The organism is Dyella terrae (genome assembly GCF_022394535.1).
Taxonomy (GTDB): Bacteria; Pseudomonadota; Gammaproteobacteria; order Xanthomonadales; family Rhodanobacteraceae; genus Dyella.
In genome coordinates this window covers 2013402-2038935 of sequence record NZ_CP089414.1, presented here as the reverse complement: position 1 = coordinate 2038935, position 25534 = coordinate 2013402, and the positions used below count along the sequence as shown (strand labels likewise).

Annotated in this window: 24 protein-coding genes; 19 read left to right on the top strand and 5 right to left on the bottom strand. The window is 62.9% G+C overall.

Annotated elements, in window-relative coordinates; all coding sequences use genetic code 11:
- Positions 1–46 precede the first annotated feature (46 nt).
- The gene (locus DYST_RS08665) at positions 47–2041 is read left to right on the top strand and encodes an alpha/beta hydrolase family protein (protein WP_239951326.1); all 1995 of its coding nucleotides are present in this window, start codon (positions 47–49) and stop codon (positions 2039–2041) included.
- Between the two features lie 44 nt (positions 2042–2085).
- On the opposite strand, the gene trxA is transcribed toward DYST_RS08665, so the two are convergent.
- Positions 2086–2952: a thioredoxin gene (trxA, locus tag DYST_RS08660; RefSeq protein ID WP_102302542.1), complete on the bottom strand. Its 867-nt coding sequence runs from the start codon at positions 2950–2952 to the stop codon at positions 2086–2088.
- A 141-nt stretch (positions 2953–3093) separates the two neighbouring features.
- Between trxA and DYST_RS08655 the strand changes: the two genes are divergently transcribed.
- The 8 genes from DYST_RS08655 to nadD all read left to right on the top strand — a co-directional run bounded on the left by DYST_RS08655 (position 3094) and on the right by nadD (position 11827).
- Entirely contained in the window at positions 3094–3735 is a 642-nt protein-coding gene (locus tag DYST_RS08655; protein ID WP_102302541.1) for a paraquat-inducible protein A, read from the top strand.
- The gene (locus DYST_RS08650) at positions 3732–4355 is read left to right on the top strand and encodes a paraquat-inducible protein A (RefSeq protein WP_102302540.1); all 624 of its coding nucleotides are present in this window, start codon (positions 3732–3734) and stop codon (positions 4353–4355) included. Before DYST_RS08655 ends, DYST_RS08650 begins: the two co-directional genes overlap by 4 nt.
- The gene (locus tag DYST_RS08645; RefSeq protein WP_239951325.1) at positions 4348–6027 is read left to right on the top strand and encodes an intermembrane transport protein PqiB; all 1680 of its coding nucleotides are present in this window, start codon (positions 4348–4350) and stop codon (positions 6025–6027) included. The genes DYST_RS08650 and DYST_RS08645 overlap by 8 nt, the downstream gene beginning before the upstream one ends.
- Positions 6024–6638, top strand: coding sequence for a PqiC family protein (locus DYST_RS08640; protein WP_239951324.1), 615 nt, complete (start codon positions 6024–6026; stop codon positions 6636–6638). The genes DYST_RS08645 and DYST_RS08640 overlap by 4 nt, the downstream gene beginning before the upstream one ends.
- Positions 6639–6810: 172 nt before the next feature.
- Positions 6811–9570 (top strand): leucine--tRNA ligase, encoded by a 2760-nt coding sequence (gene leuS / locus DYST_RS08635; protein ID WP_239951323.1) that lies wholly within the window; start codon positions 6811–6813, stop codon positions 9568–9570.
- Between the two features lie 5 nt (positions 9571–9575).
- On the top strand, positions 9576–10160 hold the full coding sequence (gene lptE, locus DYST_RS08630) for an LPS assembly lipoprotein LptE (protein WP_239951322.1): 585 nt from the start codon (positions 9576–9578) through the stop codon (positions 10158–10160).
- 15 nt (positions 10161–10175) lie between these two features.
- Entirely contained in the window at positions 10176–11186 is a 1011-nt protein-coding gene (gene holA / locus DYST_RS08625) for a DNA polymerase III subunit delta (protein ID WP_239951321.1), read from the top strand.
- A complete protein-coding gene (gene nadD, locus DYST_RS08620) occupies positions 11183–11827 on the top strand; it encodes a nicotinate-nucleotide adenylyltransferase (RefSeq protein WP_239951320.1) in 645 nt (214 codons plus the stop codon). The genes holA and nadD overlap by 4 nt, the downstream gene beginning before the upstream one ends.
- A gap of 78 nt (positions 11828–11905) precedes the next feature.
- Here the strand turns inward: nadD and msrB are convergent, their stop codons facing one another.
- Positions 11906–12523: a peptide-methionine (R)-S-oxide reductase MsrB gene (gene msrB / locus DYST_RS08615; RefSeq protein WP_239951318.1), complete on the bottom strand. Its 618-nt coding sequence runs from the start codon at positions 12521–12523 to the stop codon at positions 11906–11908.
- A gap of 29 nt (positions 12524–12552) precedes the next feature.
- On the bottom strand, positions 12553–14271 hold the full coding sequence (locus DYST_RS08610; protein ID WP_239951316.1) for a cytochrome c biogenesis protein DipZ: 1719 nt from the start codon (positions 14269–14271) through the stop codon (positions 12553–12555).
- Between the two features lie 908 nt (positions 14272–15179).
- Between DYST_RS08610 and DYST_RS08605 the strand changes: the two genes are divergently transcribed.
- Complete coding sequence (locus DYST_RS08605; RefSeq protein ID WP_239951315.1) at positions 15180–15800, top strand: porin family protein; 621 nt, start codon at positions 15180–15182, stop codon at positions 15798–15800.
- 134 nt (positions 15801–15934) lie between these two features.
- Here DYST_RS08605 and DYST_RS08600 read toward each other — a convergent pair whose 3' ends face one another.
- A complete protein-coding gene (locus tag DYST_RS08600; protein WP_239951313.1) occupies positions 15935–16582 on the bottom strand; it encodes a hypothetical protein in 648 nt (215 codons plus the stop codon).
- A gap of 362 nt (positions 16583–16944) precedes the next feature.
- Between DYST_RS08600 and DYST_RS08595 the strand changes: the two genes are divergently transcribed.
- The 8 genes from DYST_RS08595 (at position 16945) to DYST_RS08560 (ending at position 22905) form a co-directional block, all read left to right on the top strand.
- On the top strand, positions 16945–17469 hold the full coding sequence (locus DYST_RS08595; RefSeq protein ID WP_102302614.1) for an RNA polymerase sigma factor: 525 nt from the start codon (positions 16945–16947) through the stop codon (positions 17467–17469).
- A gap of 5 nt (positions 17470–17474) precedes the next feature.
- On the top strand, positions 17475–18155 hold the full coding sequence (locus DYST_RS08590; RefSeq protein ID WP_239951311.1) for an NrsF family protein: 681 nt from the start codon (positions 17475–17477) through the stop codon (positions 18153–18155).
- 498 nt (positions 18156–18653) lie between these two features.
- Positions 18654–18938, top strand: coding sequence for a hypothetical protein (locus tag DYST_RS08585; RefSeq protein WP_102302528.1), 285 nt, complete (start codon positions 18654–18656; stop codon positions 18936–18938).
- A gap of 230 nt (positions 18939–19168) precedes the next feature.
- Positions 19169–19561 (top strand): ribosome silencing factor, encoded by a 393-nt coding sequence (gene rsfS / locus DYST_RS08580; RefSeq protein ID WP_102302527.1) that lies wholly within the window; start codon positions 19169–19171, stop codon positions 19559–19561.
- Positions 19562–19644: 83 nt separating this feature from the next.
- Positions 19645–20115 carry a 23S rRNA (pseudouridine(1915)-N(3))-methyltransferase RlmH gene (gene rlmH / locus DYST_RS08575; RefSeq protein ID WP_102302526.1) on the top strand — a complete coding sequence of 157 codons (471 nt, stop codon included), beginning with the start codon at positions 19645–19647 and terminating at the stop codon, positions 20113–20115.
- A gap of 146 nt (positions 20116–20261) precedes the next feature.
- The gene (locus DYST_RS08570) at positions 20262–20711 is read left to right on the top strand and encodes a GNAT family N-acetyltransferase (protein ID WP_239951309.1); all 450 of its coding nucleotides are present in this window, start codon (positions 20262–20264) and stop codon (positions 20709–20711) included.
- Between the two features lie 126 nt (positions 20712–20837).
- Entirely contained in the window at positions 20838–22307 is a 1470-nt protein-coding gene (locus DYST_RS08565) for an acetyl-CoA hydrolase/transferase family protein (RefSeq protein ID WP_428993985.1), read from the top strand.
- A 28-nt stretch (positions 22308–22335) separates the two neighbouring features.
- Complete coding sequence (locus DYST_RS08560) at positions 22336–22905, top strand: Maf family protein (RefSeq protein ID WP_239951307.1); 570 nt, start codon at positions 22336–22338, stop codon at positions 22903–22905.
- Positions 22906–22929: 24 nt separating this feature from the next.
- Here DYST_RS08560 and DYST_RS08555 read toward each other — a convergent pair whose 3' ends face one another.
- The gene (locus DYST_RS08555; RefSeq protein WP_239951306.1) at positions 22930–23739 is read right to left on the bottom strand and encodes a CPBP family intramembrane glutamic endopeptidase; all 810 of its coding nucleotides are present in this window, start codon (positions 23737–23739) and stop codon (positions 22930–22932) included.
- A gap of 208 nt (positions 23740–23947) precedes the next feature.
- Between DYST_RS08555 and DYST_RS08550 the strand changes: the two genes are divergently transcribed.
- On the top strand, positions 23948–25504 hold the full coding sequence (locus DYST_RS08550; RefSeq protein ID WP_239951305.1) for a TerC family protein: 1557 nt from the start codon (positions 23948–23950) through the stop codon (positions 25502–25504).
- Positions 25505–25534 lie beyond the last annotated feature (30 nt).

Sequence of the window (25534 nt, the reverse complement as noted above, 5' to 3'; positions counted from 1 at the left end):
TTCCGCCGGCGACGCGAGGGGTGTCGCCGCACAGGAGAGGGGACAAATGAAAAACGGAATTCGGCGCGCAGCCTTCTGCGTGCTCAGTGTTTTGTCGTATCCGGTATTTGCCTCAGGCGTCGCGTTTGAAGACCTTGCGCGCCATCTGCAATACAGCGAGGTGAAGATCTCGCCCGATGGTCATCACATCGCTGCGGCAACGGTGGTCAAGGACAAACCGTTGTTGGCGCTGTTTGATCTCGACACCATGAAAGGCGGCATGGTTACGCCGCGCGAGGGCAACCAGATCGTCAACTTCTGGTGGGCCAGCGACAACCGCGTGGTCTATACAGAAGGTACCAAGGTGTCCGGCTGGGATCGTCCATTCAGCACTGGCGAGATCTTCGCCGTCGATGGTGATGGGACCAATCCGAAACTCTTGTTTGGTTATCGCGCAGGGGGCAACGATAGGGGCGGCAGCCATATCCAGCATGCGGAGTCCGAGCGTGCCAGTGCGCAGGTCATAGCTACGGTGCGCGATGATCCCAAGCACATCCTGATCGCCGTTACACCCTGGGAAACCGGCGCTGAAGGCGCTTTCGAAGACATTTACCTGCTCGACGTCAATGACGGTTCCAAGCGGCCGTTGGGCAAGGCGCCGTTACGCAACGCGAGGTTCGTCACCGACAACCATGGGAATGTGCGTTTCGCGGAAGGCTATGACAGTCACGCCTACCCGGCGGTGTATTACCGTGAGGGAGACGGCAAGCCGTGGACCCTGCTGTTCCAGGGCTCGACCGAAAAATCCGTGCCGTTGCCTATCGATTTCAGCCGCGACGATAGCAAGGTGTACATGACCTGCGCGGCCCCCGGCAAGGTGGCCGCGCTCTGTCTGTGGGATATCGCCACCCAGAAGTTGGGCGAGCCGGTATGGAGCAGCGCCACTACCGAAATGACGCGGCTCATTTATACGCTCGACGGCATGGATGTGGTCGGCGCGTATTCCGATCCGGATGCGCCAACGGCCGAGGCGTTCGTTCCCGGCTCCGACACCATGAAGGCGATGGGTTTGCTGTCACGCTCGATGCCGGGCGAGAGTGTTCGCTTCGTGTCGCATTCGCGCGATGGCAGCAAAGCGATCGCGCTGGCGTACTCGTCCATGGATCCGGGTACGTTTTACCTATGGGACAACACCACCGGTCAGGCGAAAGCACTACTGCAGCGAGCAAGTTGGATCAAGCCCAACCAGATGGCGGCCATGCAGCCGATTGAGTTCAAGGCGCGTGACGGGCTCACCATCCACGGCTACCTCAGCATGCCGCCCGGCAAGGAAGAGGCGAAGCATCTCCCCTTGGTGATGTTTATCCATGGTGGACCTTTCGGTATTCGCGACTACTGGGAGTACGACCCCACGGTGCAGGCGCTGGCCACGCACGGTTATGCCGTGCTGCAGGTGAATTACCGGGGCTCGGGCGGCTACGGTGACGGATTCATGGCGGCTGGCTATCGCGAGTGGGGCGGCAAAATGCAGGACGACGTCACCGATGCCACGCAATGGGCGATCAAGCAGGGGATCACCACGCAAGGTCATGTCTGCATCTTTGGCGGCAGCTATGGCGGCTATGCGGCGCTCGAAGGTGTCATGAAGGAGCCCGATCTTTACCGTTGCGCGATCGGCTACGTTGGCGTGTATGACCTGCCACTGATGCTTACGCAGGGCGATGGTTCGGAAAACACATCGGCACGGAGCTTCTGGCGCTCAAGACTGGGTAACGACGAGCAGGCCTTGTCTGCCGCGTCACCGGTGAATCAGGTGGATCGCCTGAAAGCCAGCGTTCTGCTTATCGCCGGTGGCAAAGATGTACGCGTCCCACCGATACATGCCCAGCACATGCGTGCCGCACTGGATAAGCGCAGCATTGCTTATGAGTGGCTGTACAAGGCCGATGAAGGGCACGGGTTCTACGACGAAAAGAACAACGCGGAGTTGCTCCAGCGCGTCACGCAGTTCCTGGGCCGCAACATTGGAACAGGTGGTTCGGTGGCCGCCGGCTCACCGTGAGGGGAGGGGCCGGTATCACCCAGTGGTGATGCCGGCCCGGAGGTTCAGAACAACAAGGACGCCATGCGACGGCGGTAGCTACCCACCAGCTCGGCGTCATCGAGGGTAGTGAACGCAGCCAGCAGGCGCTTCTTGGCCTGGCCATCATTCCAGTCGCGCGCTTTCCCAAGGATGGCAAGGAACTGATCCAGACCGGCAGCGGCGTCACCCTCCAGCAGCAGGCGCACGCCCAGCAGATCGCGGGCGGCCCAGTCACCGGCATCCGCCTGCACGCGCTGCTGCAATTCGGGCAGCGACGGTGCGCCGGCCAACGCACGGGCAAGGTCGAGCTGGCTGCGCAGGCGCACGGCGCGAGCGTCGGTGGCAAGGTTGGCAGGCAGCGAGCTCAGCTCTGCCTCGGCCGCATCCGCATGGCCCGCGCGCATCAACGCCAGCGCGAGATCCAGCTTCAGTTCGGCCTGCTCGGGTTCGGCGGCAATGGCCTGTTGCAGGCGATTGATGGCCTCTTCCGGCGATTCCGGTACAACTTCCACGTCATGGTCATTGGCCGCGCCGTCGAGCGCCTGTACATGCCGTTGCAGGAATTCACGCAACTGGCCTTCGGGCAGAGCGCCTGCAAAGCCATCGACGATCTGGCCATCTTTGACCAGCATCACCGTGGGAATGCTGCGGATGCCGAACATGGCCGCCAATTGCTGCGACTTGTCCACGTCCACCTTGGCCAGCCGGAACGCGCCGTTGAACTCGCCAGCGAGCTTCTCCAGCATCGGGCCCAATGTCTTACACGGGCCGCACCATTCCGCCCAGAAGTCCACCAGGATCGGCGTGGTCAGCGAGGCCTGCAGCACCTCGGTTTCGAAATTGTCCTCGCGCACGTCAAAAACATGCGTATCGGCGGTTGTGGCACTCACTGGGAACTCCCGTTGACGGATGCCCTCCACATCAGGGCACCGGCCAGCATATCAAGGTTGCGAACCCCCGCCGCTGGCCCGCTGGAGGCCATCTGACCGAACCCTATCGGCGAAAGCTCGGATATTTGCGAAAATCACCACATGACCATGCCACCGCAAGGCATCAAGCCCGCCATCGCCCCACCCACTCTGTGGATCTGCGAGCACTGCGACACGGTATACCGTCGTCGCAAGCTGGCCCGTGGCGAAGTGGCACGTTGCGCGCGCTGCGACGCCATCCTCGCCCGGCATCACAGCCTGAATGTGAACGGCATGCTGGCACTTGTGATCACGGCGATGATCGCTTTCGTGCAGGCCAACATCTGGCCCATCGTGACGCTGGGGCTCAACGGCCAGCTGATCAGCGCCACGCTGTGGGGCTGCATCACGATGATGTGGCAGGAGCATTCACAAGTAGTGGCGGTCATTGCCGCACTGACCTTGTTCTTCTTTCCCATCCTGAAAATGAGTTTGCTGTTCTGGGTCTTGCTGTTTGCCCGCCAGCGACGGCGCGCGCCCGGGTTCCGTGCGGTGATGGTGCTGCTTTACCGCATCGGCCCATGGACCATGAGCGAAGTGTTCGTGCTCGGCGCGCTGGTGGCCATCGTCAAGGCCCATATGTATTTCGACGTGCTGCCCAACCCGGGCATCTTCGCCTATGGTGTGCTGATGCTCATCATCACCGCGTTCTCCAGCATCGACGTGCGCCGCCTGTGGGATCTCACTGAGGAGACGCCGGCATGACCGACTTGCCCCGCGCCAGCGACCTCGGCCTGATCGGTTGCCATGTCTGCCGGCTGGTCTGCCGGGACGTCAAGGGCGACAACGCTGTGTGTCCGCGTTGTGGCTCGGTACTGCACAAGCGCAAGTCGAGCAGCTATACCCGCACCTGGGCACTGTTGATCGCGGCCTTCATGTTCTACGTGCCCGCCAACGTGCTGCCCATCATGCGCACGGTGAGCTTGGGCGATGTCGATGACAACACCATTCTTAGCGGAATCATCGAATTGTGGGTCAAGGGATCGCCCGATCTCGCCATTATCGTCTTCACCGCAAGCATCATGGTGCCGGTGCTGAAATTCTTCGCGCTGAGCCTGCTGCTGATCAGCTCGCAGCGGGGCAGCAAGTGGGCGCAGCGTCAGCGGTCGAAGCTCTACCGGCTGGTGGAGTTCATCGGCTACTGGTCGATGTTGGACGTATTCGTGGTGGCGCTGCTCACCGCGCTGGTGCAGTTCGGTTTCTTCAGCCAGGTGGAACCCCTGCCTGGTGTAGTGTTCTTCGGCCTCACCGTGGTGATTACCATGATCGCCTCGATGACGTTCGATCCGCGTTTGATCTGGGATGGCAGAGACTTCGATGACTGATGACAAGAATATCGCCGAAGGCCTGCCCGAGCCCGTAGTACAGCGGCCGCGCATCAACGCCTCATTGGTTTGGCTGGTGCCGATCATCGCGGCGCTGGTGGGCCTTTCGCTGGTGATCCACGCATGGTCCGATGCCGGCCCCACCATCAGCGTGAGCTTCCAGAGCGCAGAGGGGCTGGACCCTGGCAAGACGCCGGTCAAATACAAAAGCGTGGTGATCGGCAAGGTCACCACTGTGCGGCTGAGCGAGGACCGCACCCACGTGGTGGCCAAGGTGGCGCTGGAAAAGAGCGCCAAGAGCTTCGCCACGGCGGACTCGCGCTTCTGGGTGGTGCGTCCGCGGATTGGCCTGGGTGGCGTCTCCGGCATCGACACGCTGCTGTCCGGTGCGTTCATCGGCGCGGACGTGGGCCAGTCACAGGAACCCAAGGACGACTTCGTCGGCCTGGAATCCCCTCCACCGGTGACGCATGGCGCGCCGGGCAAAACCTTCGACTTGCATGCCGACGACCTCGGCTCGCTGGATATCGGCTCGCCCATCTACTTCCGCCGCATCCAGGTGGGTCGGGTGTCTTCCTACCACCTCAACAAGGATGGCAAGGGCGTCACGCTGCAGATTTTCATTGATGCACCCAGCGACCAATTCGTCACCACCTCCTCGCGCTTCTGGAACGCCAGCGGCGTAGATGTGTCGCTGGGCGCCGATGGCCTGAAGGTGAACACGCAGTCGCTCGCCACCGTGCTGGCGGGCGGCGTGGCATTCCAGGATCCGCCGGGGCCGCACGACGCCTCCCCCGCGCAAGAGAACGACGCCTTCACCTTGTTCAACAACATGGCGACGGCCATGGCACCGCCGGACGGGGAGCCGCGTTACATCCGCATGCGCTTCAGCCAATCGCTGCGCGGCCTGACCGTGGACGCGCCGGTGGAGTTCCTGGGCGTGCCGTTTGGCCGGGTGGTGTCGATCAACCTCGACTTCGATGAGAAGACCCAGACTTTCCCGACCATTGTGGGCGCGGTCGTGTACCCCGCACGCCTTGGCAAAGCGCATGACAAGTTGATGGCCCTGGCGAAGGCGCAGGGTGACGACGAGCAGATGTCGCAGATGATGGGGCGCCTGGTCGACCATGGCCTGCGTGCGCAGGCCCGCACCGGCAACCTGCTCACGGGACAGCTCTATATCGCTATGGACTTTCTGCCCAAGGCGCCGAAGGTTGAGTTCGACGGTCGCGCCAAGCCGCTGGAAATTCCGACGGCACCGGGTGACTTCGACAAGATCCAGCAGCAGATCGCCGACATCGTCAGCAAGATCCAGAAGGTTCCGTTCGACAGCATCGGCAACAACCTCAACGACACGCTGAGCGAGCTGCACAAGACGCTGCAACAGGTCAACGGCAGCGTATTGCCTGAAGTGAAAACCACGCTGCAAGGCGCGCAGAAGACCCTGGGCAACGCCAACAACGCTTTCGCGCCGGACTCGCAGTTGCAGCAGAACCTCGGTGGCAGTCTGCAGGAGCTGCAGCGCGCCGCGCGTTCGCTGCGCGTGTTGACCGATTATCTGGGCGACCATCCGGACGCGCTGCTGCGTGGCCGCCGTGCCGACGACAAGCCATTACAGGCACCGCTGCCGCCTCCGCCGCAGGACGCGCCAACACAAGGGAGCAAGCCATGACCCGCTGGGGAACTCTGAACCTGGCCATCGCCGGACTGGCGCTGGTACTGGGTGCCTGCGGTTCGGTGCCGCCCGTGCGCTACTACACGTTGGTGCCTCCGGCCGGTGGTGATGCTACGTCGGCGCCTTCTTCACGACCGTTCCAGTTCGAACTGCTGCCGGTCACTGTGCCGGCACAGGTTGATCAGCCACAAATGGTGGTGCGTCAGGGCGGGCAGGGCGTGGCCGTGCTGCAGGGCCAGCGCTGGATTGCGCCGCTCGGCGACGAGGTGCGCGGGGCGCTGTCCGCCGACCTCACCCGGGATTTCCGCGCCCAGGATGTCACCGGCCTGCCCAGCGAGGGCCAGTCCACGGTCCGCATCAAGCTCGATGTGCGGCGCTTCGACTCCGTGCCGGGCAGCTACGCGTATATCGATGCGGCCTGGAGCGTGCGCCCGTTGAAGGGCGGTGATCCGCTGGCCTGCACCAGCCGCATCAATGAAACGGTGAGCGAGGGGTATGACGCCCTGGTGCAAGGCCATCAGCAGGCGATCAACCGCCTCGCCAGCCAGATCGGCGCCGTGGCCGGCGCAGTTGCGGCTGGGCAGTCGGCCCGCTGCCCCGAGGGCTGAGCCTCTGCACCTGCAGGAGCGCATCCGTGCACTCCTGCAGAAGATCTTGTTCTGGCGCCGTTTTGCCACCGTTTGGCGATGAACGGACCCCAATTCTGCTAGTCTGCCCCGTTCACAGCTGACTGCCGGAAAGGCCGGTGGCAGCCCGCAAAACTTACGGCGCCGGACACACATGCAGGACATTCAGGACCAAGGCAACCAGGACCAGGCCAACGAGCACGGCTACCAGCCGCAGGCGGTGGAAACCGCCGCTCAGACGTATTGGCGCGATCACCGCGCCTACGAGGTGAAGGAAGACGCCTCACGGCCCAAGTTCTACTGCCTTTCCATGCTCCCGTATCCCTCGGGCGCACTGCATATGGGCCACGTGCGCAACTACACCATCGGCGACGTGATCAGCCGTTACCAGCGCATGCAAGGCAAAAACGTGCTGCAGCCGATGGGCTGGGATGCGTTCGGCCTGCCCGCCGAAAACGCCGCGATCAAAAACAAGACCGCGCCGGCCAAGTGGACCTACCAGAACATTGAACACATGCGCGCCCAGTTGCAGCGCATGGGCTTTGCGTATGACTGGACGCGCGAGTTCGCCACCTGCCGTCCTGACTACTACCGTTGGGAACAGTTGATGTTCACGCGGTTGATGAAGAAGGGCATGGCCTACCGCAAGAACGCGGTGGTGAACTGGGATCCGGTGGACCAGACCGTGCTCGCCAATGAGCAGGTGGTCGACGGCCGCGGCTGGCGCTCCGGCGCATTGGTCGAAAAGCGCGAGATTCCGCAGTGGTTCCTCAAGATCACCGACTACGCGCAGGAGCTGCTCGACGGTCTGGATACGCTGCCCGGCTGGCCCGATGCAGTGAAGACCATGCAGCGCAACTGGGTGGGTCGCTCCGAGGGTCTGGAAATCCATTTCGACGTGGAAGGCGAGAGCGAACCGCTCACCGTCTTCACCACGCGCCCCGATACGCTGATGGGCGTGACCTTCGTGTCCATTGCGGGTGAGCATCCGCTGGCCATCAAGGCCGCGCAGGACAACCCGAAACTGGCTGCCTTCCTGGAAGAGCTCAAGCACGGCGGCGTGTCCGAAGCCGAGCTGGAGACGCAGGAAAAGCGCGGCATGGATACCGGCATCGAAGCCATCCATCCGCTCACCGGTGAGAAGATCCCGGTGTTCGTCGCCAACTTTGTGTTGTGGGGATACGGCACCGGCGCAGTGATGGCCGTACCCGGCCATGACCAGCGCGACTGGGAGTTCGCCCAGAAGTACAGCCTGCCGATCCGCATGGTGGTGGTCGATCGCGCTGTGCTCGATGCGGTGGCCGAGATCCAGCACGACCTGTCCAAGGGCGTGGGCGCTGACCCGATGCGCGCAGCGCTGGGTGGCGGCAACATCGACGCCTATGAAACCTCCGCAGCGGTGCAACTGATCGAATCGTTCGAAGCGAGCATCCAGGAAGACAGCGCTTTCACCGAGCGCGGCTATTTGGTCAACTCCGGCGAATTCGATGGCATGGATTACAGCCAGGCCTTCGAAGCCATGGCCGCGCGCTTCGAGCGCGAAGGCAAGGGCGTGCGCCGCGTGAACTGGCGCCTGCGTGACTGGGGTGTGAGCCGCCAGCGTTACTGGGGCTGCCCGATTCCCGTCATCTACTGTCCTACGTGCGATGCCGTGCCGGTGCCGGAAGATCAACTGCCGGTGGTGCTGCCGGAAGATGTCGCTTTCTCCGGCGTGCAGTCGCCGATCAAGGCCGATCCGGAATGGCGCAAGACCACCTGCCCGCAGTGCGGTGGTCCGGCCGAGCGCGAAACCGACACCTTCGACACCTTCATGGAGTCGAGCTGGTACTACGCGCGCTACACCAGCCCCGGTGCAAACGATCAGGTCGACGAACGCGCCAACTACTGGCTGCCGGTCGACCAGTACATCGGTGGCATCGAGCACGCCATCCTGCACCTGTTGTACTTCCGCTTCTATCACAAGCTGATGCGTGACGCGGGCCTGGTGCAGACGGACGAGCCGGCCACCAACCTGTTGTGCCAGGGCATGGTGATTGCTGAGACGTTCTACCGCGACAACGCCGATGGCTCGAAGGACTGGATCAATCCGGCCGACGTGGAGATCGAGCGCGATGACAAGGCTCGCGTGATCGGTGCGCGCTCCAAGAGCGACGGCCAGCCGGTGAAGATCGGCGGTACCGAGAAGATGTCCAAGTCCAAGAACAATGGCATCGACCCGCAGGCGATGGTGGACAAGTTCGGTGCCGACACGGTGCGCCTGTTCTCCATGTTCGCTGCACCGCCGGAGCAATCGCTGGAATGGAGCGAAGCGGGCGTCGAGGGCATGGCGCGTTTCCTGCGTCGCTTCTGGCGCGAAGTGACCACGCATGCGTCGCAGCCGGACCATCCGGTGGTCGACCCGACAGCGCTGGACGCAGGGCAAAAGACGCTGCGTCGCCAGTTGCACGAAACCATCCAGAAGGTCAGCGACGACATCGGTCGCCGCCACTCCTTCAACACGGCCATCGCCGCGCTGATGGAACTACTCAACGCGCTGAACAAGTTCAACGACCAGAGCGAGCAGGGCCGCGCCGTGCGCCATGAGGCGCTGGAAGCTATGGTGCTGCTACTCAACCCGGTGGTGCCGCACGTCAGCCACACCTTGTGGCAGGTGCTGGGCCATCCAGAGTCCGTGCTGGAAGACCAGCCGTGGCCGAAGGTGGATAGCGCCGCGCTGGTGCGCGACTCGCTCACGCTTGCGGTTCAGGTCAACGGCAAATTGCGCGGTACCATCGAAGTCGCCGCCAACGCCTCGAAGGAAGAGGCCGAGGCGCTGGCGCTGGTACAGCCGAACGTGGCCGCCTTCCTGGAAGGCCAGACCGTGCGCAAGGTGATCGTGGTGCCGGGCAAGATCGTCAACATCGTCGCAGGATGAAATCCATGAGCCGTGTGTTCAAAGCTTCGCTGCTGTTGATGTCCGTCCTCTCGCTGGCAGCGTGCGGATTCCATCTGCGCCAGAACGTGGCGTTGCCGCCTGCCATGCAGCATGTGCATGTAACGGTGAACAATAACAACAACCTGCTGCGCGGTCTGGAACGCACATTGGCGGCTTCCGGTATCACGGTGGAAGAGAAGGCCGGTGTCGACATTGCCGAACTCAATGTTCCCGCTGCCTACTTCAGCACCGATACGCTGACGGTGAACGGCGCCGCCCGTGTCACCGAATACACGGTGCGCTACCAGGTGCAGTTTGAAGTGCATGACGGCGCGGGCCAGCCTTTGGTGCCACGCCAGCGCATCGATCTGCAGCGTGATTTCAGCTACGACCCCACCAATACCATCGGTACGTCGGCTCAGGTCGAAGCGATCCAGGGCAGCCTCAACGACGACATGGTCACGGCCATCTTGCTCCGACTGCAAGCCGCCGGGCGCCATCCTGGCCAGACGGCCGCCGCGGCCGCTGCGCAAGAAGCCGCACCGCCCGCTCAATCCACGCAGCCGGCTTCGTCCAGCAGCACGCACTAAGTACGCCACCGGACCATGCCGCTCAACGCCACGCAATGGCAGAAATCGCTAGCCGCTGATCACCTGTTGCCGGTGTATCTGCTGGCGGGCGAGGAGCTGCTGGTGCTGGAGGCCGCGGATGCCCTCCGTGCCCAGGCGCGCAAGCTCGGCTATGCCGAGCGCGAGGTGCTGGACGTAGGCAACCACTTCGATTGGGACGACTTGGCGCGTGCTGCGGCAGGCATGTCCTTGTTCGCCACCCGTCGCCTGCTGGATCTGCGCCTGCCTACCGGCCGTCCCGGTACCGAGGGCGCCAAGGCCATCAACGAGTTCTGCGCCAACCCGCCGCCGGATGTCACCTTGCTGATCACCGCGATGGACTGGAGCAGCAAGCACGAAGGCGCCTGGACCAAGAACCTCGATGCAGCCGGTGCTTTGGTGGTGTTCAACGCACCCCGGCCAAACGAATGGGCGTCATGGATTGGCGCACGCCTCACCTCGCGCGGGCTGTCGGCCACACCGGACGCAGCGATGCTGCTGGCCGAGCGCGTCGAGGGCAATTTGTTGGCGGCGGCGCAGGAAATCGACAAGCTGGTCGTGCTGCACGGCCAAGGCAAGATCGATGCGAAGGAAATGGAAAACCTTGTCGCCGATAGTGCCCGCTACGATGCGTTCAAACTCACCGATGCGGCCTTCGCGGGCGACGGCGGGCGCGCGTTGCACATCCTCGCTGGCCTGCATGCAGAGGGCGAAGAGTTGATCGGCCTGATGGGCTGGTTGGTCAATCAATTGCAGCTCGCGCTTCGGCTTGCCAACGCGCGCGATTTCGCTGCGCAGGCCCGCGCCGAACGCCTTTGGCCGGCACGCGAGCAGTTGTTCCGCAAGGCACTGCGTCGTGCACCGCGCGAGCACTGGTTGCAGTGCCTCGCGCGCGCGGCACGTATCGACCGTATGGCAAAAGGGCGTGAGCAGGGCAATGCCTGGCTGGAAGCCGAGCGCCTGATCGCCGCCATCGCCGAACCACGGGCGGCCGGCGCACTGGCATGAAGCCGCTCGCGCTCTTTGGTGGCACCTTCGATCCGGTGCACCTGGGCCATCTCAGCGTAGCCTGGGAGGCGTCTGAACTGCTCGATGCCGACGTGCGCCTGATGCCCGCGCACGTGCCTCCACATCGCAACGCGCCCACCGCATCGCCGGCACAGCGCGTGGCGATGCTGAAGGCGGCATTGCAAGGGCAGGACCGCCTCACCTTGGATACGCGCGAACTGCGTCGCGAAGGTCCGTCCTACACCATCGACACCTTGCGCGAACTGCGCGATGAACTGGGCGAGCGACCGCTGGTCCTGCTGCTAGGCGCCGATGCATTCGCGGGCCTGCCGAGCTGGCAGAGCTGGCGCGATCTGTTTGACTATGCACATATTGGCGTACTCAATCGCCCCGGTATCGATGCCAAGTGGTCCGTGGATCTGGCCGTGGAGATACTCCCTCGTCGCACGACCGATACGAGGGAGCTGCACGAATTGCCAGCAGGCAAAGTCATCGAACTGGCGGTGACGCCGCTGGAGATTTCCGCGACACGCATCCGCGAGTTGCTCGCGGAAGGTCGGGATCCGCGCTATTTGCTGCCCTGCGGCTTGTTCGAGGACGCATCCGTCCTCGCCCCTTATCGGGCAAAGCCAACACAGTAAAAACGCGCTCGCGTATACCCGATGGAGAGGGCAGTGATGCTGCCCTCTAACGGCGGCTGCTCATCTCTTAAGCGCGTTCTACGATGCCCTGGGCACAAACCGCATCGCTACCGAATTCATGCAATAACGCAGCCCTGTCGGCGGCGGGCCATCGTCGAACACATGCCCGAGATGGCTATCGCAGCCCGCACACGTCACCGCGATGCGGTCCATGCCAAACGTGCTGTCGTGGATCTCGATCACATTCTGCTTGGCGATGGGCTGCCAGAAACTCGGCCAGCCTGTGCCGGAATCGAACTGCGTTGCGGCGTCGAACAACGCAGTGTCGCATGCGGGACAACGATACAGGCCGGGTCCTGTTTTTTCGTGCGGGCCGCTGAAGGCGCGCTCCGTACCCGCACGGCGCATCACGTAGTACGCGTCATCGCTTAGCCGTTCGTGCCATTGGGCATCGTTGAGCACTAGCTTGCGCACATGGCATACGCCCAGCTTGTGGCCGTCGTCGGCAAAGCAGGCCAGCAATACGTCCGCGCCGGTGGCTGCAGGTGTGGCCGCCATCGCCTCACCGCTTATCGCGCCACGCTTGAATAGCGCGGGAAGTGCAAAGCCTCCGATGGCAGCAACCGCTCCTCCTGTGAGCGCCGCGCGCAGAAAACGGCGGCGCTCCAGCTTCACGATGTCCTGTGTACGGGACATGGCAACCTCCACGAGGTGTGTGATGTCGATCAGCCAAAAGTGAAGGCGTAGGCCTGAACTCCGGGATCGAGGAAGGTGATTTCGAAAGTGCGTTCGCCGGTGCCGTTGGCCTGGCGGATCAGTTGATAAAGACGTTGCGACGTCACCGTGCCGTTGCCGTCTGTATCGATATCCATGCCGTGGTCCGCGTCTGGCGTCTTGCCATCGATGGTGACGCGGAAGCGCACCGGCTTGCCGTCCTTGCCTGGGCCCAGCACCAGATGCAGGTCGCGTCCGCGGAAGCGATACACGATGCGGCCGTTTGCGTTATCCAGTCGCGCATTCTCGTCGCGCACGGTCCAACGGCCATCCAGTGCCCATTGGTTGACCATCAACGTATCGGGCGCGTGATAGGTCCACGCATCGTCATGAGCCACCTTGCCGCCTGCGAAATTCGCCGCGCGCGCGTAGCCGACGTAGGTTTCCGGCGAGCGCATCGCGTCGTCCGATCCGGCTGCTTCCGCACCCTGCGCGCCGGACTGTACGTAACCGCCCGGAAGATCCTTCTGCCCAGCTTCCGTGAGCAACTGGCGGATCACATCCTCGCTCTGCGCGTATTCTCCTTCACCAAAGTGGTGATGACGGATGCGCCCTTGCGTGTCGATGAAATAGTGCGCAGGCCAATACTCATTGCTGAAGCCTTTCCAGATCGCGTATTCGTTGTCGAGCGCCACTGGATAATCGACGCCGAGATCCTTGATCGCCTTGCTCACGTTCTGCGGATCTTTTTCAAAGGCGAACTCCGGCGCGTGCACGCCGATCACCACCAAGCCGTGATCCTTGTACTTGTCAGCCCAGCCGCGCACGTAGGGTAGCGAGCGAATGCAGTTGATGCAGGAGTAGGTCCAGAAATCGACCAGCACCACCTTGCCGCGCAACGACTGTGCCGACAGCGGTGGCGTGTTGAACCACTGCGTGGCGCCTTCCAGCGAGGGAAGCTCGCCCTCCACCGGCAAGGGCTCGCCTTGTTTCACCACCGGTTGCGGTGCCGGGGCAGGGCGTGCGGCGTCAATCAGCTTCTGCTCGAAGCCGCCGGTACTGGCCAGCGACACGCGCGTCAGCACACCGGTATCCAGCCCCAGCGCAATCGCCGCCACGCCGGCGAGCACCAGCACGCCCAGGGCTCGGCGTACCCACTCTCCAGCGCCGAGCGAACGCTTCATCACGGAAAAGACCTTGCCGCCGATCACCAGGGCAAGCGCCAGCGACGTGGCGGCGCCCAGCGCATAGGTGAGCAACAGCAGCGAGGTCTGTACGCTCGCCCCGTTGAGGGCCGCGCCAGTCAGCAGCAGGCCCAAGATCGGGCCGGCACACGGTGCCCACAGGAGTCCAGTCGCCACGCCCAGCCCCGCCGCTGACCAGACGGAATCGTTCTCGTCCGAATGCCGGGAGAGGCGATTGCCCAGCGCCACAAACGGGCGGCTGATCCACTCCGCGAGTCGCGTCGACAACAAGGTAAGCCCCAATATCGCCAGCACCACCAAGGCCACGATACGGCCGTATTGGTTCGCCTGGATGGCCCAGCTCCCGCCCACGGCCGCCAGCGTAGCCACCAGCGCAAAGGTCAGGGCCATGCCCACCAGCATGGGCAGGCCGTTGCGCACAAAGGGGCGATCCGCCCGGGCAAACACAAACGGCAGCACAGGCAGGATGCACGGGCTGAGGATGGTCAGTACGCCGCCAAGGTAGGCAAGGAACAGCACAAGCATGGGTGCGAGGTCCGCTGGGGTGTCAGCGGATTATTCGCCTGATAGCGCACCGAAGTTACCTTGTCTTTCGAAAAAGATTGATCAGGCGTCGAGGAGCATTGGTGGGCCGGTCCACAGGACTTTGGCGGCAGCGCGTGGCAAGCGTCAACCGGCGACTTCCCGCCGTGACCCCATGGCCACCGCGCCCGCGGTGCTCACGCATGGGTGTAGGCGCTTTGAACGTCGGCAGTGGCTGGCGATTCCTTGGGGCTTACCGGGCGAGCCAGTGGCCGGGTCGTTGACCCGTGAAATGGTGGCGGCGCTGGATGTCGCCGTGAACTGTATCGAGCAAGTTTCGGGTGGGGCCTTCTTACAGCCCACCGTAACCGCTTGAACGCCGTCCGATGATGGTCCCCGTGGCGCATCGGCTCACGGGTCGATGCGCCACAGTTCGACATGGAGTTCGATCGACGCTTGTACGGGCCCGGTGAGAGGGCGAGCTGTGATGTTGCTGTCGACGCACCTGCTCTGATGCTAGCGCAAAGCGAATGTCGCACCTCATCGCTGCGGTCGTGTCGGCGAAGTAAACGAGTTGCTCTCTGCGGTAGCACATGTTGCACGCGATAAGCCGGTAAGGGATGCGTCCGAACGGATGGCTGGACATCGTGTACAGCGCGACAACGCAATGGGGCATTTGGATGGGCGCTATACGAGATCGCGCTCAATAACAATGTGCCTGCAGGGTTTCAGTTCATTCCGATAGCTACAGATGTGACTTTGCGGGCCCAATGGACGGCGGCAGGTAATTCGACGGACCACCGTCGGTGCGAAAGATTGTGAAGTGTTCTACGCACAGTGCGTGCCGATCTGCTCGATAGCGTTTGCGTCTTATCTGCGTGCCCCATTTTCACAAAAATAGGAATAGCTTCATGAAGAAACTCATTTCCATTGTCGCGTTGTCGGCAGCGCTGGTGTCTCCGTTGACGGCTGCATTGGCAGCGGATCAGAACGATGGCGGCTTTTTCGTCCGCGGTAACGCTGGTCAGTCCGATTACCGCATCAACAGCAACTACTTCTCCAATAACAATGATTTCGGATGGGGCCTCGGTGCTGGCTATCGTTGGGCTACATCGTCGGGTAACTGGGGTGTCGATGGCGGTTACGTCGATCTTGGCCAGTCCAATCCGAACAAGAATTTCCTGAGCGACCAGTTCGGTCTGAATGCGAAGATCACCGGTAAGGTGGCGAGCCACGGCTGGTCGCTCGGTGGCAACTATATCTACGAGTTCAATGACAATTGGAATGTGCAGGCCCGCACGGGCATTCTGTTCTCCACGAGCCGGTTGAACCTCAACGTTTATGGCCCCTTGGGTAGCCTGTCTGAGCGAGAAAGCTCCTCCAACACCAGTTGGTACGGTGGCGTGGGCATGGGCTACGATTTCACGCGCAATATCAGCATGAACCTAAGCTACGACTACTATCGCATCGGCTTTGACGGTGGTCACGGTCATGCCAGTCTGCTGTCCCTGGGTGCGGAGTATCGCTTCTAAGAGTTGACCGTGCGGGATGGGGCAAAACACAGGTATTCAACTTTTGTCTGTTCCATCTCGCCGCTTCTCCGACAAACGGCTATAAAAAAAGCCCGGCATTGGCCGGGCTTTTTTGTTCTTGCGTATTCTGCCGATCAGAAGCTGGCGCGAACACCGACGTTGAAGATGTCGTTGCTGTTGTTGCTGACACGCACGCCGCCTTCCACTGCCCACATGGGGGTGAAGTTGTAAACCAATCCGAACTGACCGAACAGGTTGCCATCACCATGGGTGCTCACGCCGTGGTCGTAGCCGAGATAGGCGTTGGCCGTCAGCTTGTCGGTGACGCGACCCATGACGCCAGTGTTGACGGTCCAGAAATTATTGCTGCCGTTGAAGCGGACGCAGTAGTCGTTCAGGCACATGTGATTGCTGTTCTTGTCGTGCTGGTAGGCGGCCTGGGTCACCCAGTCGGCGCGGCTGCCGATGCTGAAGGCATAGCCCATGCCGATGGACCAGGGCTTGACCTTCGGAGTCCAAGAGAAATGGCCGATGATCGGATCGTAATCAGATACCTTGTTGAAGTTCAGCGCGCTGTAGCTTCCGAACATCTGGAAGTTGTCGTGGAAACCATAGGAGCCGGTGAGCATGCCACCCTGCGCAACGCCTGTGTTGCCGGCCTGGGTGATGTTGACGTAGTCCAACTGCAGGTACGTGTAGTCAATGCCGTTGCTCTGCGTGGCCTGAGCTGCGATCGGGGCGACGATGGCGGCGAACGCCAATGCGATCAGAGTCTTCTTCATAGGGCTTTCCTTGCGGTAGGTAATAGAACGTCGTGCCGCTAAAGCGGACCGGTGGCGGATTAGGCCAGTCGCAAGCAAAAGGTGGCTATCGGAGCGCTCTGAAAAGTCCGGTGTAAGTGCGGTATCCGGAGAACTTCTGCGCGGTTTCGTACAACCCCGACGGCTGGTGGATGTAACCCAGACTGGATGGCTGGCGAATAGGCGAAGAGGACCTATGAGGCCCCGATATGACCGTGAGCTTGACCGCGCCCTGCACGATGGGTCTAGATAGCGTCCTTTCCCGGCGGGATTGGACCCCATCCATCGTGAGCGACACCGCTGCCCCTTTCGGCGACATGCAGGAGCGCGAGCGTGCTGCGTGGATGGCGGCGGCGCAGGGTGGCGATCGCCGGTCGTATGAGCGCGTGCTGGCGGCATCGGTGCCGCTGATCCGATCCGTGGCACGGCGCCGGGGCGTGGTAGTGGATCTGCTCGACGACGTGGTGCAGGAAACGCTGCTCACGGTGCATCGGGTGCGTCATACCTACGACCCCTCACGTTCCTATGACGCTTGGCTGGCAGCCCTGGCCGGCCGGCGCGCCATTGATGCGCTGCGCAGCCAGGGGCGTCGTGGGTCCAGGGAGGTGCATGACGAGCACGCCTATGACACGCACGCGGATATCGATGACGCCACCGCGGCAACTGAGCGTGAACAAGAGGCCCGGCGTCTGCGTGAGGCTATTGCGGCACTGCCGCCGGGGCAGCGTGAGGCGGTCGAGCAACTGGGCCTGAAGGAACAATCGCTCGCTGAGGCCGCAGCGCAGACAGGGCGCCAGACCGGCGCGCTGAAGGTCAACCTGCATCGCGCGATGAAAGCATTGCGCTCGCGTTTTCACGGAGAACCCTGAGCATCATGACCGAGCCGCGACTCCCTGAGTCACTGATCCAGTCGCTGGGCGATCAGCTCACGCCGGTGCGGCGCCTGCCGCCCCCGTGGCTGCGTACGCTCGGCTGGCTGCTGGTGGTGGCGGCTATCGCGGTGGGTCTGTTTGCGCACTATGGCGTCAGCCACATGATCCAGCGCTGGATTGCCGAGCCAGATATAGCCGTGGCCGGGGTGGGGGCGGTGATGACTGCGGTATGCGCGGCCTGGGCGGCCTTCTCGCTGGGGGTGCCGGGTCGGTCGTGGCGATGGACCCTGCTGCCGCTGCCCTGGTTGTTGGTCTGGGTGGGTGCCAGCGGGCTGGGTTGCATGCACGACTGGTTGGGTCCTTCCGCGCACGTCGCCAAGTTCAACGAGGCGAGCGATTGTCTGGTCTTCATCATCAGTTTTTCGGTGCCGTTGTCCGCCTTGCTGATCTGGCTGCTGCGACGGGCGTATCCGTTGCGCCCGGTGTTGGCGGCAATCATGGTCGGACTGGCGTCGGCGGCAGCCTCCGCGGCGCTACTGGAGATCTGTCACGCCTTTGCCGTGGCTGCGACTGACCTGCTTACGCATGCCATGGCCGTAGGCATCGTGGTGGTGCTGAATGCACTGATGGGGGGGGCGCCTGCTCCAGCCTGCGCTGAAGTGAAGCTGTCGCTTTCGCGGTAGTGCGGAAGCGCGGCGTGGCAGGACATCGTGTAGATGCGCCACGATGGAACGGATGTTGCGATGCAGCGTGATGATAAGGCTGGGCGCGGCGGCAAGGGGCATCTGCGATGGCGCGCGTGCCGCAACAGCATGCTAAGGCGGGGTCCACGGCGATGATCCCGGTGATGCACAGATGCAGCGCAGCAATCGCAACTTATTGCAAGCTCGCAGTCCGTATTGCAACTGAATGGACGTGTCACTACGCCACATTCCGTGTGCACGCATAGGTATAGGCTTCCCCCGGGAAGGGCGCGCGGGTTGCTGTTGCGACCCGGCGAAATGGTTTCACGGACCAGGGATGGACCGTTCGCATCGCGCAGGAATGCTGATGCGGCGTGGCCGGTGTGGATCTATCCGCCACCGGGTTGCCGAGGTTGTCCAGGACGGGCGACGGCGGCTGTTCCATGGAAGTGCGGCACGGCCGCACGGTTACCTCACCGCTTTTGGAGATACCTGACCATGAAAGTTTCCCGTTACGCCGTACTCGCCTTTGCGACCGCCGTTGTGTTCGGTCTTGCCATGTCCCCGGTCATGGCTCAGAGCACGACGCCGCAGTCGACCCAGGACGCCAGCAAGGACGCGATGAAGTCCAGCTCGGATGCCATGCAATCCAACTCGGATGCGATGAAGTCGTCTAGCGACTCGATGAAGAGCGACGCCACCCAGCAGACGCATCACAAGAAGCAGCACAGCGGTAAGAAGAGCACCGCGCCTGCCGCTTCGTCGACCGCCGCGGGCCATTGATTCGCTAAGCGGGATGTGTCCAGAGGCCCCCTCCGGTCGGAGGGGGCCTTTTTATTTGGCCTGGGGCCTCGTCTGGCAAGGGGCTGCCTTACAGGCCAGGGCTTTCCCAGGGGCGGGCGAGATTGCCCCGCAGGTGCCGCAGAAACGCCGTTTGACATGGGCTTGAGGGTGGTCCGTTATACTGGCGCCGCGCCATCCCGCGCATCGATCCCGCATCGAGGCAAACGCACTTGAGTCAGACCGCCAAGCGCAGCACCAAATCCGCCACCACGGCGGTCATTCGTCAGCAAGTTCTCAACGCGCTGGACGAACTGAAGGCCAAGGACATTCGTGAAATCGACGTCCGCGGCAAAACCTCCATCGCCGATCTGCTGGTCGTCGCCTCCGGCACCTCCGCGCGCCACGTCAAATCCATTGCCGACGAAGTCGTCAAGTTCGCCAAGCAGGCGGGCGTGATGCCTCTTGGCGTGGAAGGCGAGCGGGAAGCCGAATGGGTACTGGTGGACCTGGGTGACGTGATCGTTCACGTCATGCTGCCGCGCATCCGCGAGTTCTATGGCCTGGAGAGGCTGTGGACCGTGGGTGATCGCGAAGTCGACACCGAAGTCGCCAGCGCGGGCTAATGGCCCGCTTTCTGGCGGTACGGGCCGCGCGCTGCTTCGGCGCGCGGCGCCCCCGCTGTTTCCTCGAATTTGGGTGGTGACGCGTGCGTGCTCGCCTGATTGCCGTCGGTGAACGCATGCCGGCCTGGGTGGCGGAGGGCTTCGCGGAGTACCGCAAGCGACTCTCGCATGAGCTGCCACTGGAACTGATCGAACTGAAGCCCGGCCTGCGCGGCAAAGGGCGCGATGACGTGCGCGCGATCCAGGACGAAGGTGCCGCGATACTTGCCGCGCTGCCGCGGGATATCCACGTGGTGGCGCTCGATGGTCGCGGCAAGACATGGTCGAGTGAAGACCTCGCTGCGCAGCTGTCCAAATGGCGCATGTCCGGGCGTGATATCGCCTTCCTCATCGGTGGCCCTGATGGGCACGCACCGGAGGTGCTTGCGCGGGCGGACCAGTCATGGTCGCTCGGGCCGCTGACGTTGCCGCACATGCTGGTGCGATTGGTATTGGCTGAGCAGATCTATCGCGCCACGACGTTGCTCTCGGGTCACCCGTACCATCGCGCCTGAGGCGCGCCAGCGACACGCTGCGCTGCCATCACAAAATCGATGATGTTGCACGTGCCAGCGCGCGGCGTTTTCTCCCGGAAGTGGTCATAGGCGGAGTAGCGCCAGATACGCATACTGGCTGCAACATCACCGATGCGGGGACGCGCATGTCGATCACGGTACGTCAGGCCACCATTCACGACCTGGATCTTGTCGCGCCACTGTTCGATGCGTACCGGGTTTTCTATCGACAGCCGACCGATCTCGATGCCTCGACGCGTTTTCTGCGCGAACGATTCCAGCACCATGACTCGGTGGTGATGCTGGCGATCGATGGTGAAGGGGAGGGCGCGGGCTTCGTCCAGTTGTATCCCTTGTTTACGTCGGTGCGCCTTGCGCGGCTTTATCTGCTCAACGACCTGTTTGTCGCACCGCAGGCGCGTCGGCATGGGGTGGCAGCGGCATTGATGCATGAGGCGGCGGATTTTGCGCGAGCAGTCGGTGCTGCTGGCATGGCGCTTTCCACCGCGCATACGAATGGGCCCGCGCAGCGGCTCTACGAATCGTTGGGCTGGACTCGCGATGAGGAGTTCCGCGAGTACACCCTACGGTTTTGACGTACCCGACCATCGTCTACCTTGCCAAGAGTTTGACGTTTCCGCGCGCTACCATTCGTCGATTGGAGTGCAGGAGACATCCTCGTGGACAAGCGTATCGGCCATGCTGGCCTGGCCGCTAAGGTCATGACGGCCACCCGGGCAGCAGAACTCGTCGATCACGGCATGACGATCGGTATGAGTGGTTTTACCGGTGCGGGCTATCCCAAGGCCGTGCCGCAGGCGTTGGCGGCGCGCATGGTCGCCACGCACGAACGCGGCGATCCGTTCCGTGTGCGCGTGCTCACGGGCGCATCCACTGCGCCTGAGTTGGATGGTGCGCTGGCGCGTGCGGATGGTATCGATCTTCGCCTGCCTTACCAGTCCGACCCGGAGTTGCGCGCTCGCATCAACCGCGGCGAGATGAACTATCTGGACATCCACCTCAGCCATGTCGCGCAGTACGCGTGGTTCGGTTTCTTCGGCAAGATCGATCTTGCCGTGATCGAGGCGACGGCGATCATGCCCGATGGCAGCTTGCTGGCATCGTCTTCGGTGGGCAACAACAAGACGTGGCTGGACCTGGCCGACAAGGTGATCGTCGAGGTGAACCACTGGCAGCCGCTCGAAATGGACGGTATGCATGACATCTACTACGGCACGGCCTTGCCGCCACACCGCAAGCCGATTCCGTTGCTCAAGCCGGACGATCGCATCGGTGAGCCGTACCTTCGGCTCGATCCCGACAAGGTTATTGCGGTGGTGGAAACCAACGCGCCCGACCGCAACAGTGCCTTTGCGCCGTTGGACGATACCTCGCGGCAGATCGCCGGCAATCTCATCGACTTCTTTCGCCACGAGATCGCCAAGGGCCGTCTGGGACCGCAACTGCTGCCACTGCAGTCCGGCGTGGGCAATATCGCAAACGCTGTGCTGGCGGGGTTGCGCGAAGGTGGCTTCAGCGGCCTGAGCGCGTTCACCGAAGTGATCCAGGACGGCATGCTCGATCTGCTGGAGCACGATGTGCTGTCAGTAGCATCAGCTACGTCGTTTTCGCTGAGTCCCGCGGGCATCGAGCGCTTCCTCGACAAGATCGATTTCTTCCGCAAGCGAATCATTCTGCGCACGCAGGAGATATCCAATCATCCGGAGCTGGTGCGCCGACTCGGCTGCATCGCGATGAACGGCATGGTGGAGGCGGATATCTACGGGAATATCAACTCCACGCATGTGGCTGGCACCAGCATCATCAACGGTATCGGTGGTTCGGGCGATTTCGCGCGTAACGGGTTCCTCTCGTGCTTCCTCACACCCAGCACGGCGAAGAACGGCGCCGTCTCCTGCATCGTGCCGATGGTGAGCCACGTGGATCACACGGAGCATGATGTGGCGGTAGTCGTCACTGAGCAGGGCCTTGCCGACCTACGCGGCCTGTCGCCGCGTCAGCGTGCCAAGGTGGTGATCGAGCGCTGTGCGCACCCGAGCTATCGCCCGATGTTGCAGGATTATTTCGATCGGGCATTGCACAACAGCCGCGGCAAACACACGCCACACCTGCTGCAAGAGGCCTTGTCCTGGCACCAACGTTTCCTTGATACCGGGGATATGCGACCTTAAGGGGGCCCGCTGCCCACGGAATGGCCACATGCTCTATCTCGCTTCGCAATCGCCGCGTCGTCACCAGTTGCTTGAACAGATCGGCGTGGATTTCCGCGTCGTCGACGTCGATGTGCCCGAACAGCGCGCGCTTGGCGAATCGCCACGGGATTACGTGAGCCGCGTGGCACGCGAGAAAGCACGCGCAGGGCTCGTGATGCTGGAAGATGTCAACGTGGCCGTGCTTGGGGCGGATACCGAAGTGGTGTTGGGCGACCAGGTTTTCGGCAAGCCGGATGATGCCGATGATGCCGCCGGCATGCTGGGGCGGCTGTCGGGTCGGGTACACGAAGTGATCTCCACCGTATGGCTGGTCACCCGTTCGGGCGAGTGGTCAGACACCAGCCTGTCGCGTGTGACCATGCCGGTGCTGGATAAGGCCACCATCGCCGCCTACATCGCTACGGGTGAGCCGTTCGGCAAGGCCGGTGCTTATGCGATTCAGGGGCACGGCGCCAAGCTGATCGAGCATTTGGACGGCAGCCATTCCGGCGTGATGGGTCTGCCGGTGTTCGAGACCGCACGCCTGCTGCGTGCGCATTGGCTGATTCGCGCCTGAGCATAGCGCCCCGTGATGGCTCAGCTATTGCTGGGTCATCACAAACCACGACACCACGGCCAGCAGGTTGTTCATACCGTGGGCGATCACGGCGGGCCAGATGGATTCGGACTGCACGCGCAGCCAGCCGAGGATCAGGCCAAGCAGCGCCAGGTTGGGCAGTGCGTACCAGAGGAAGGACAGGTCGGGCAGATGCACGCAGGCGAATAGCAGGGCCGATAGCACGATGGCCATGCCGTTGCCGGTGTAGCGCGCGATAGCGGAAAGCAGGACGCCCCGGAACAACAGTTCCTCCACCACGGGCCCGACGCTGACCACCAGCAGAGCAAGCGGCAGCCGCAGCGCGAGCGACGTGTTGGCACCCAGTTGCTTGATGTCCTGACTCACCTCGTGGCCTTGCGCGAGCCATGTGGTCAACAAGCCGCCGACGATGGGCATCATCACACCCGCGGCGAGGGCGGCGACGTAGAAAGCGATATGTGGAGACGGAGTGAAACCCAGGCCCGGCGGGGTGCCCTCCGTCCATCGCTGCGGCCACGCGCGCCGCACCAGGCGCATGATCACTGTCGCGGAGATCAGCAGCGTGACGATCACGGCTGCCGCTGTCATGTCCGACTGGCCCAGCCAGCGACGCCCCAGCGGGATGATGGCGCTGAGTCCGCCACCTTCGTGCAAGGTGGCCACCAAGCCAACCACCAGTGTCATCAGGCTGCCAACGGCCAGCTGCAGCATGAAATAGAGAGCGATCAGCGCGACGGCCTGCCAGGGCGTGGGAATGCCGGCGTTTTGGTTCGGTGGCGAAACGGGCAGGTCGGTCAGTCGGTTCGCATCCATCGAAAACAATCCAGGGCACTCGCGTGCAGGGTGGGTGCACAGGCCGGCCGCGCGGCGCCGGCAGACGTGTTCACGCTAGTCCCTGCCGACGTGCGTGCCAATCCTGTCCTTTGGCAGGGTGCGCGCAGGGTGGCCGCTGCGTTCACAGCCGCGCCCTGTATAGTGAATAGACGATCCAAGGAGGAATTCGGCGCCCACGCGCCAGCCTATGTTTGCATTCGACTGGCTGTCCGACCCGACCGCTTGGGCGGGTCTCCTCACCCTGGTGGTGCTGGAGATCGTGCTCGGCATCGACAATCTCGTCTTCATCGCCATCCTCGCCGACAAGCTGCATGCGAAGGAGCGCGACAAGGCCCGTGTGCTCGGCCTCTCGCTGGCGCTGATCATGCGACTCGCGCTGCTGGGCGCGATGTCATGGATGGTGAAGCTCACCACGCCGATCATCCAGCTGGGCTCCATTTCGTTCTCGTGGCGCGACATCATCCTGCTGCTGGGTGGCGCGTTCCTGCTGTTCAAGGCGACCGTTGAGCTGCACGAGCGGCTGGAGGCGAGCGACCACGATGATGCCTCCAAGCGCGCGCCTGCGCGCTTCTGGCTGGTGGTGGCGCAGATCGTGGCGCTGGACGCGGTGTTCTCACTCGATTCCGTGATCACTGCGGTCGGCATGGTCGACCATCTCTCGGTGATGATGATTGCGGTTGTGGTGGCGATGGTGCTGATGATCAGCGCGAGCAAGCCGCTGACTAACTTCGTCAACGCGCGACCGACAGTGGTGATTCTGTGCCTGTCGTTTCTGTTAATGATCGGCTTCAGCCTGGTCGCGGAAGGCTTTGGTTTCCACATTCCGAAGGGCTACCTGTACGCGGCGATCGGCTTCTCGATCTTGATCGAGGCTTTCAACCAGACCATGCGCCGCAATCGCCAGCGCAGCCTGTTGGGTAGTGCGCGTACGTTGCGGGACCGCACGGCGCTTGCCGTGCTGAATCTGCTGGGCGGCGCGGGCGGCGACGACGAGGACGCGGCGCCCAAGGCGGCGACGGCCAGCAGCGAGGGCAGTGTCGCCGTGTTCGGTAAGGATGAGCTGGCGATGGTGCAGGGCGTGCTCGATCTCGCGCATCGTCCGGTGCGTTCGATCATGACGCCGCGCCCCGAGATCAACTGGATCGATCCGCGCGAAAGTACCGAACAGCTTCGCGCCGAGCTCAACGCGTCCAGTCACGCGTGGCTACCGGTGGCGGGCGACGATCTGGATCAACTGGTTGGCGTGGCCTCGTCGCGTGATTTGCTGGCGAGCTTGCTGGAGCATGGTCGCATCGAGGTTGAGCAGGTGGTGCGCAAGCCGCTCACCGTATTGGAGTCGTTGAGCGTGTTGCGCCTGATCGAGGAATTCCGGCGCCAATCGCTGCAGGTGGCGCTGGTGGTGGACGAGTACGGCAGTGTGCTCGGCCTGGTCACGCCGACTGACGTGCTGGAAGTGATCGCCGGCGAATTCCCCGACGAAGACAGCGGCGATCCCTCCGCGCTGCAGGATCCGGATGGCAGCTGGCTGATCGACGCCAGCCTGGACCTGCGCCGTGTCGAACATCTGTTGGGTTACAAGCTGAGCGGCGAGGATAGTTTTTCGACGCTGGCCGGTTACGTACTGGAACAACTGGGGCGATTGCCCAGCGTGGGCGACACGTTCGTCAGCGAGGGGCTGCGCTTCGAGGTCGTGGCGATGGACGGCGCGCGCATCGAGCGGTTGAAAGTGAATCCCGTGGAATGAGTGAGGCAGGTCGCGCGCAGGGCGCGCGAC

Excerpts from the sequence above, each read along its gene's own strand:
- DYST_RS08665 (WP_239951326.1), top strand. The coding sequence starts at position 47 with ATGAAAAACGGAATTCGGCGCGCAGCCTTCTGCGTGCTCAGTGTTTTG.
- DYST_RS08655 (WP_102302541.1), top strand. The coding sequence starts at position 3,094 with ATGACCATGCCACCGCAAGGCATCAAGCCCGCCATCGCCCCACCCACT.
- DYST_RS08650 (WP_102302540.1), top strand. The coding sequence starts at position 3,732 with ATGACCGACTTGCCCCGCGCCAGCGACCTCGGCCTGATCGGTTGCCAT.
- DYST_RS08645 (WP_239951325.1), top strand. The coding sequence starts at position 4,348 with ATGACTGATGACAAGAATATCGCCGAAGGCCTGCCCGAGCCCGTAGTA.
- DYST_RS08640 (WP_239951324.1), top strand. The coding sequence starts at position 6,024 with ATGACCCGCTGGGGAACTCTGAACCTGGCCATCGCCGGACTGGCGCTG.
- leuS (WP_239951323.1), top strand. The coding sequence starts at position 6,811 with ATGCAGGACATTCAGGACCAAGGCAACCAGGACCAGGCCAACGAGCAC.
- lptE (WP_239951322.1), top strand. The coding sequence starts at position 9,576 with ATGAGCCGTGTGTTCAAAGCTTCGCTGCTGTTGATGTCCGTCCTCTCG.
- holA (WP_239951321.1), top strand. The coding sequence starts at position 10,176 with ATGCCGCTCAACGCCACGCAATGGCAGAAATCGCTAGCCGCTGATCAC.
- nadD (WP_239951320.1), top strand. The coding sequence starts at position 11,183 with ATGAAGCCGCTCGCGCTCTTTGGTGGCACCTTCGATCCGGTGCACCTG.
- msrB (WP_239951318.1), bottom strand. The coding sequence starts at position 12,523 with ATGTCCCGTACACAGGACATCGTGAAGCTGGAGCGCCGCCGTTTTCTG.
- DYST_RS08610 (WP_239951316.1), bottom strand. The coding sequence starts at position 14,271 with ATGCTTGTGCTGTTCCTTGCCTACCTTGGCGGCGTACTGACCATCCTC.
- DYST_RS08605 (WP_239951315.1), top strand. The coding sequence starts at position 15,180 with ATGAAGAAACTCATTTCCATTGTCGCGTTGTCGGCAGCGCTGGTGTCT.
- DYST_RS08600 (WP_239951313.1), bottom strand. The coding sequence starts at position 16,582 with ATGAAGAAGACTCTGATCGCATTGGCGTTCGCCGCCATCGTCGCCCCG.
- DYST_RS08595 (WP_102302614.1), top strand. The coding sequence starts at position 16,945 with ATGGCGGCGGCGCAGGGTGGCGATCGCCGGTCGTATGAGCGCGTGCTG.
- DYST_RS08590 (WP_239951311.1), top strand. The coding sequence starts at position 17,475 with ATGACCGAGCCGCGACTCCCTGAGTCACTGATCCAGTCGCTGGGCGAT.
- DYST_RS08585 (WP_102302528.1), top strand. The coding sequence starts at position 18,654 with ATGAAAGTTTCCCGTTACGCCGTACTCGCCTTTGCGACCGCCGTTGTG.
- DYST_RS08570 (WP_239951309.1), top strand. The coding sequence starts at position 20,262 with ATGTCGATCACGGTACGTCAGGCCACCATTCACGACCTGGATCTTGTC.
- DYST_RS08565 (WP_428993985.1), top strand. The coding sequence starts at position 20,838 with ATGACGGCCACCCGGGCAGCAGAACTCGTCGATCACGGCATGACGATC.
- DYST_RS08560 (WP_239951307.1), top strand. The coding sequence starts at position 22,336 with ATGCTCTATCTCGCTTCGCAATCGCCGCGTCGTCACCAGTTGCTTGAA.
- DYST_RS08555 (WP_239951306.1), bottom strand. The coding sequence starts at position 23,739 with ATGGATGCGAACCGACTGACCGACCTGCCCGTTTCGCCACCGAACCAA.
- DYST_RS08550 (WP_239951305.1), top strand. The coding sequence starts at position 23,948 with ATGTTTGCATTCGACTGGCTGTCCGACCCGACCGCTTGGGCGGGTCTC.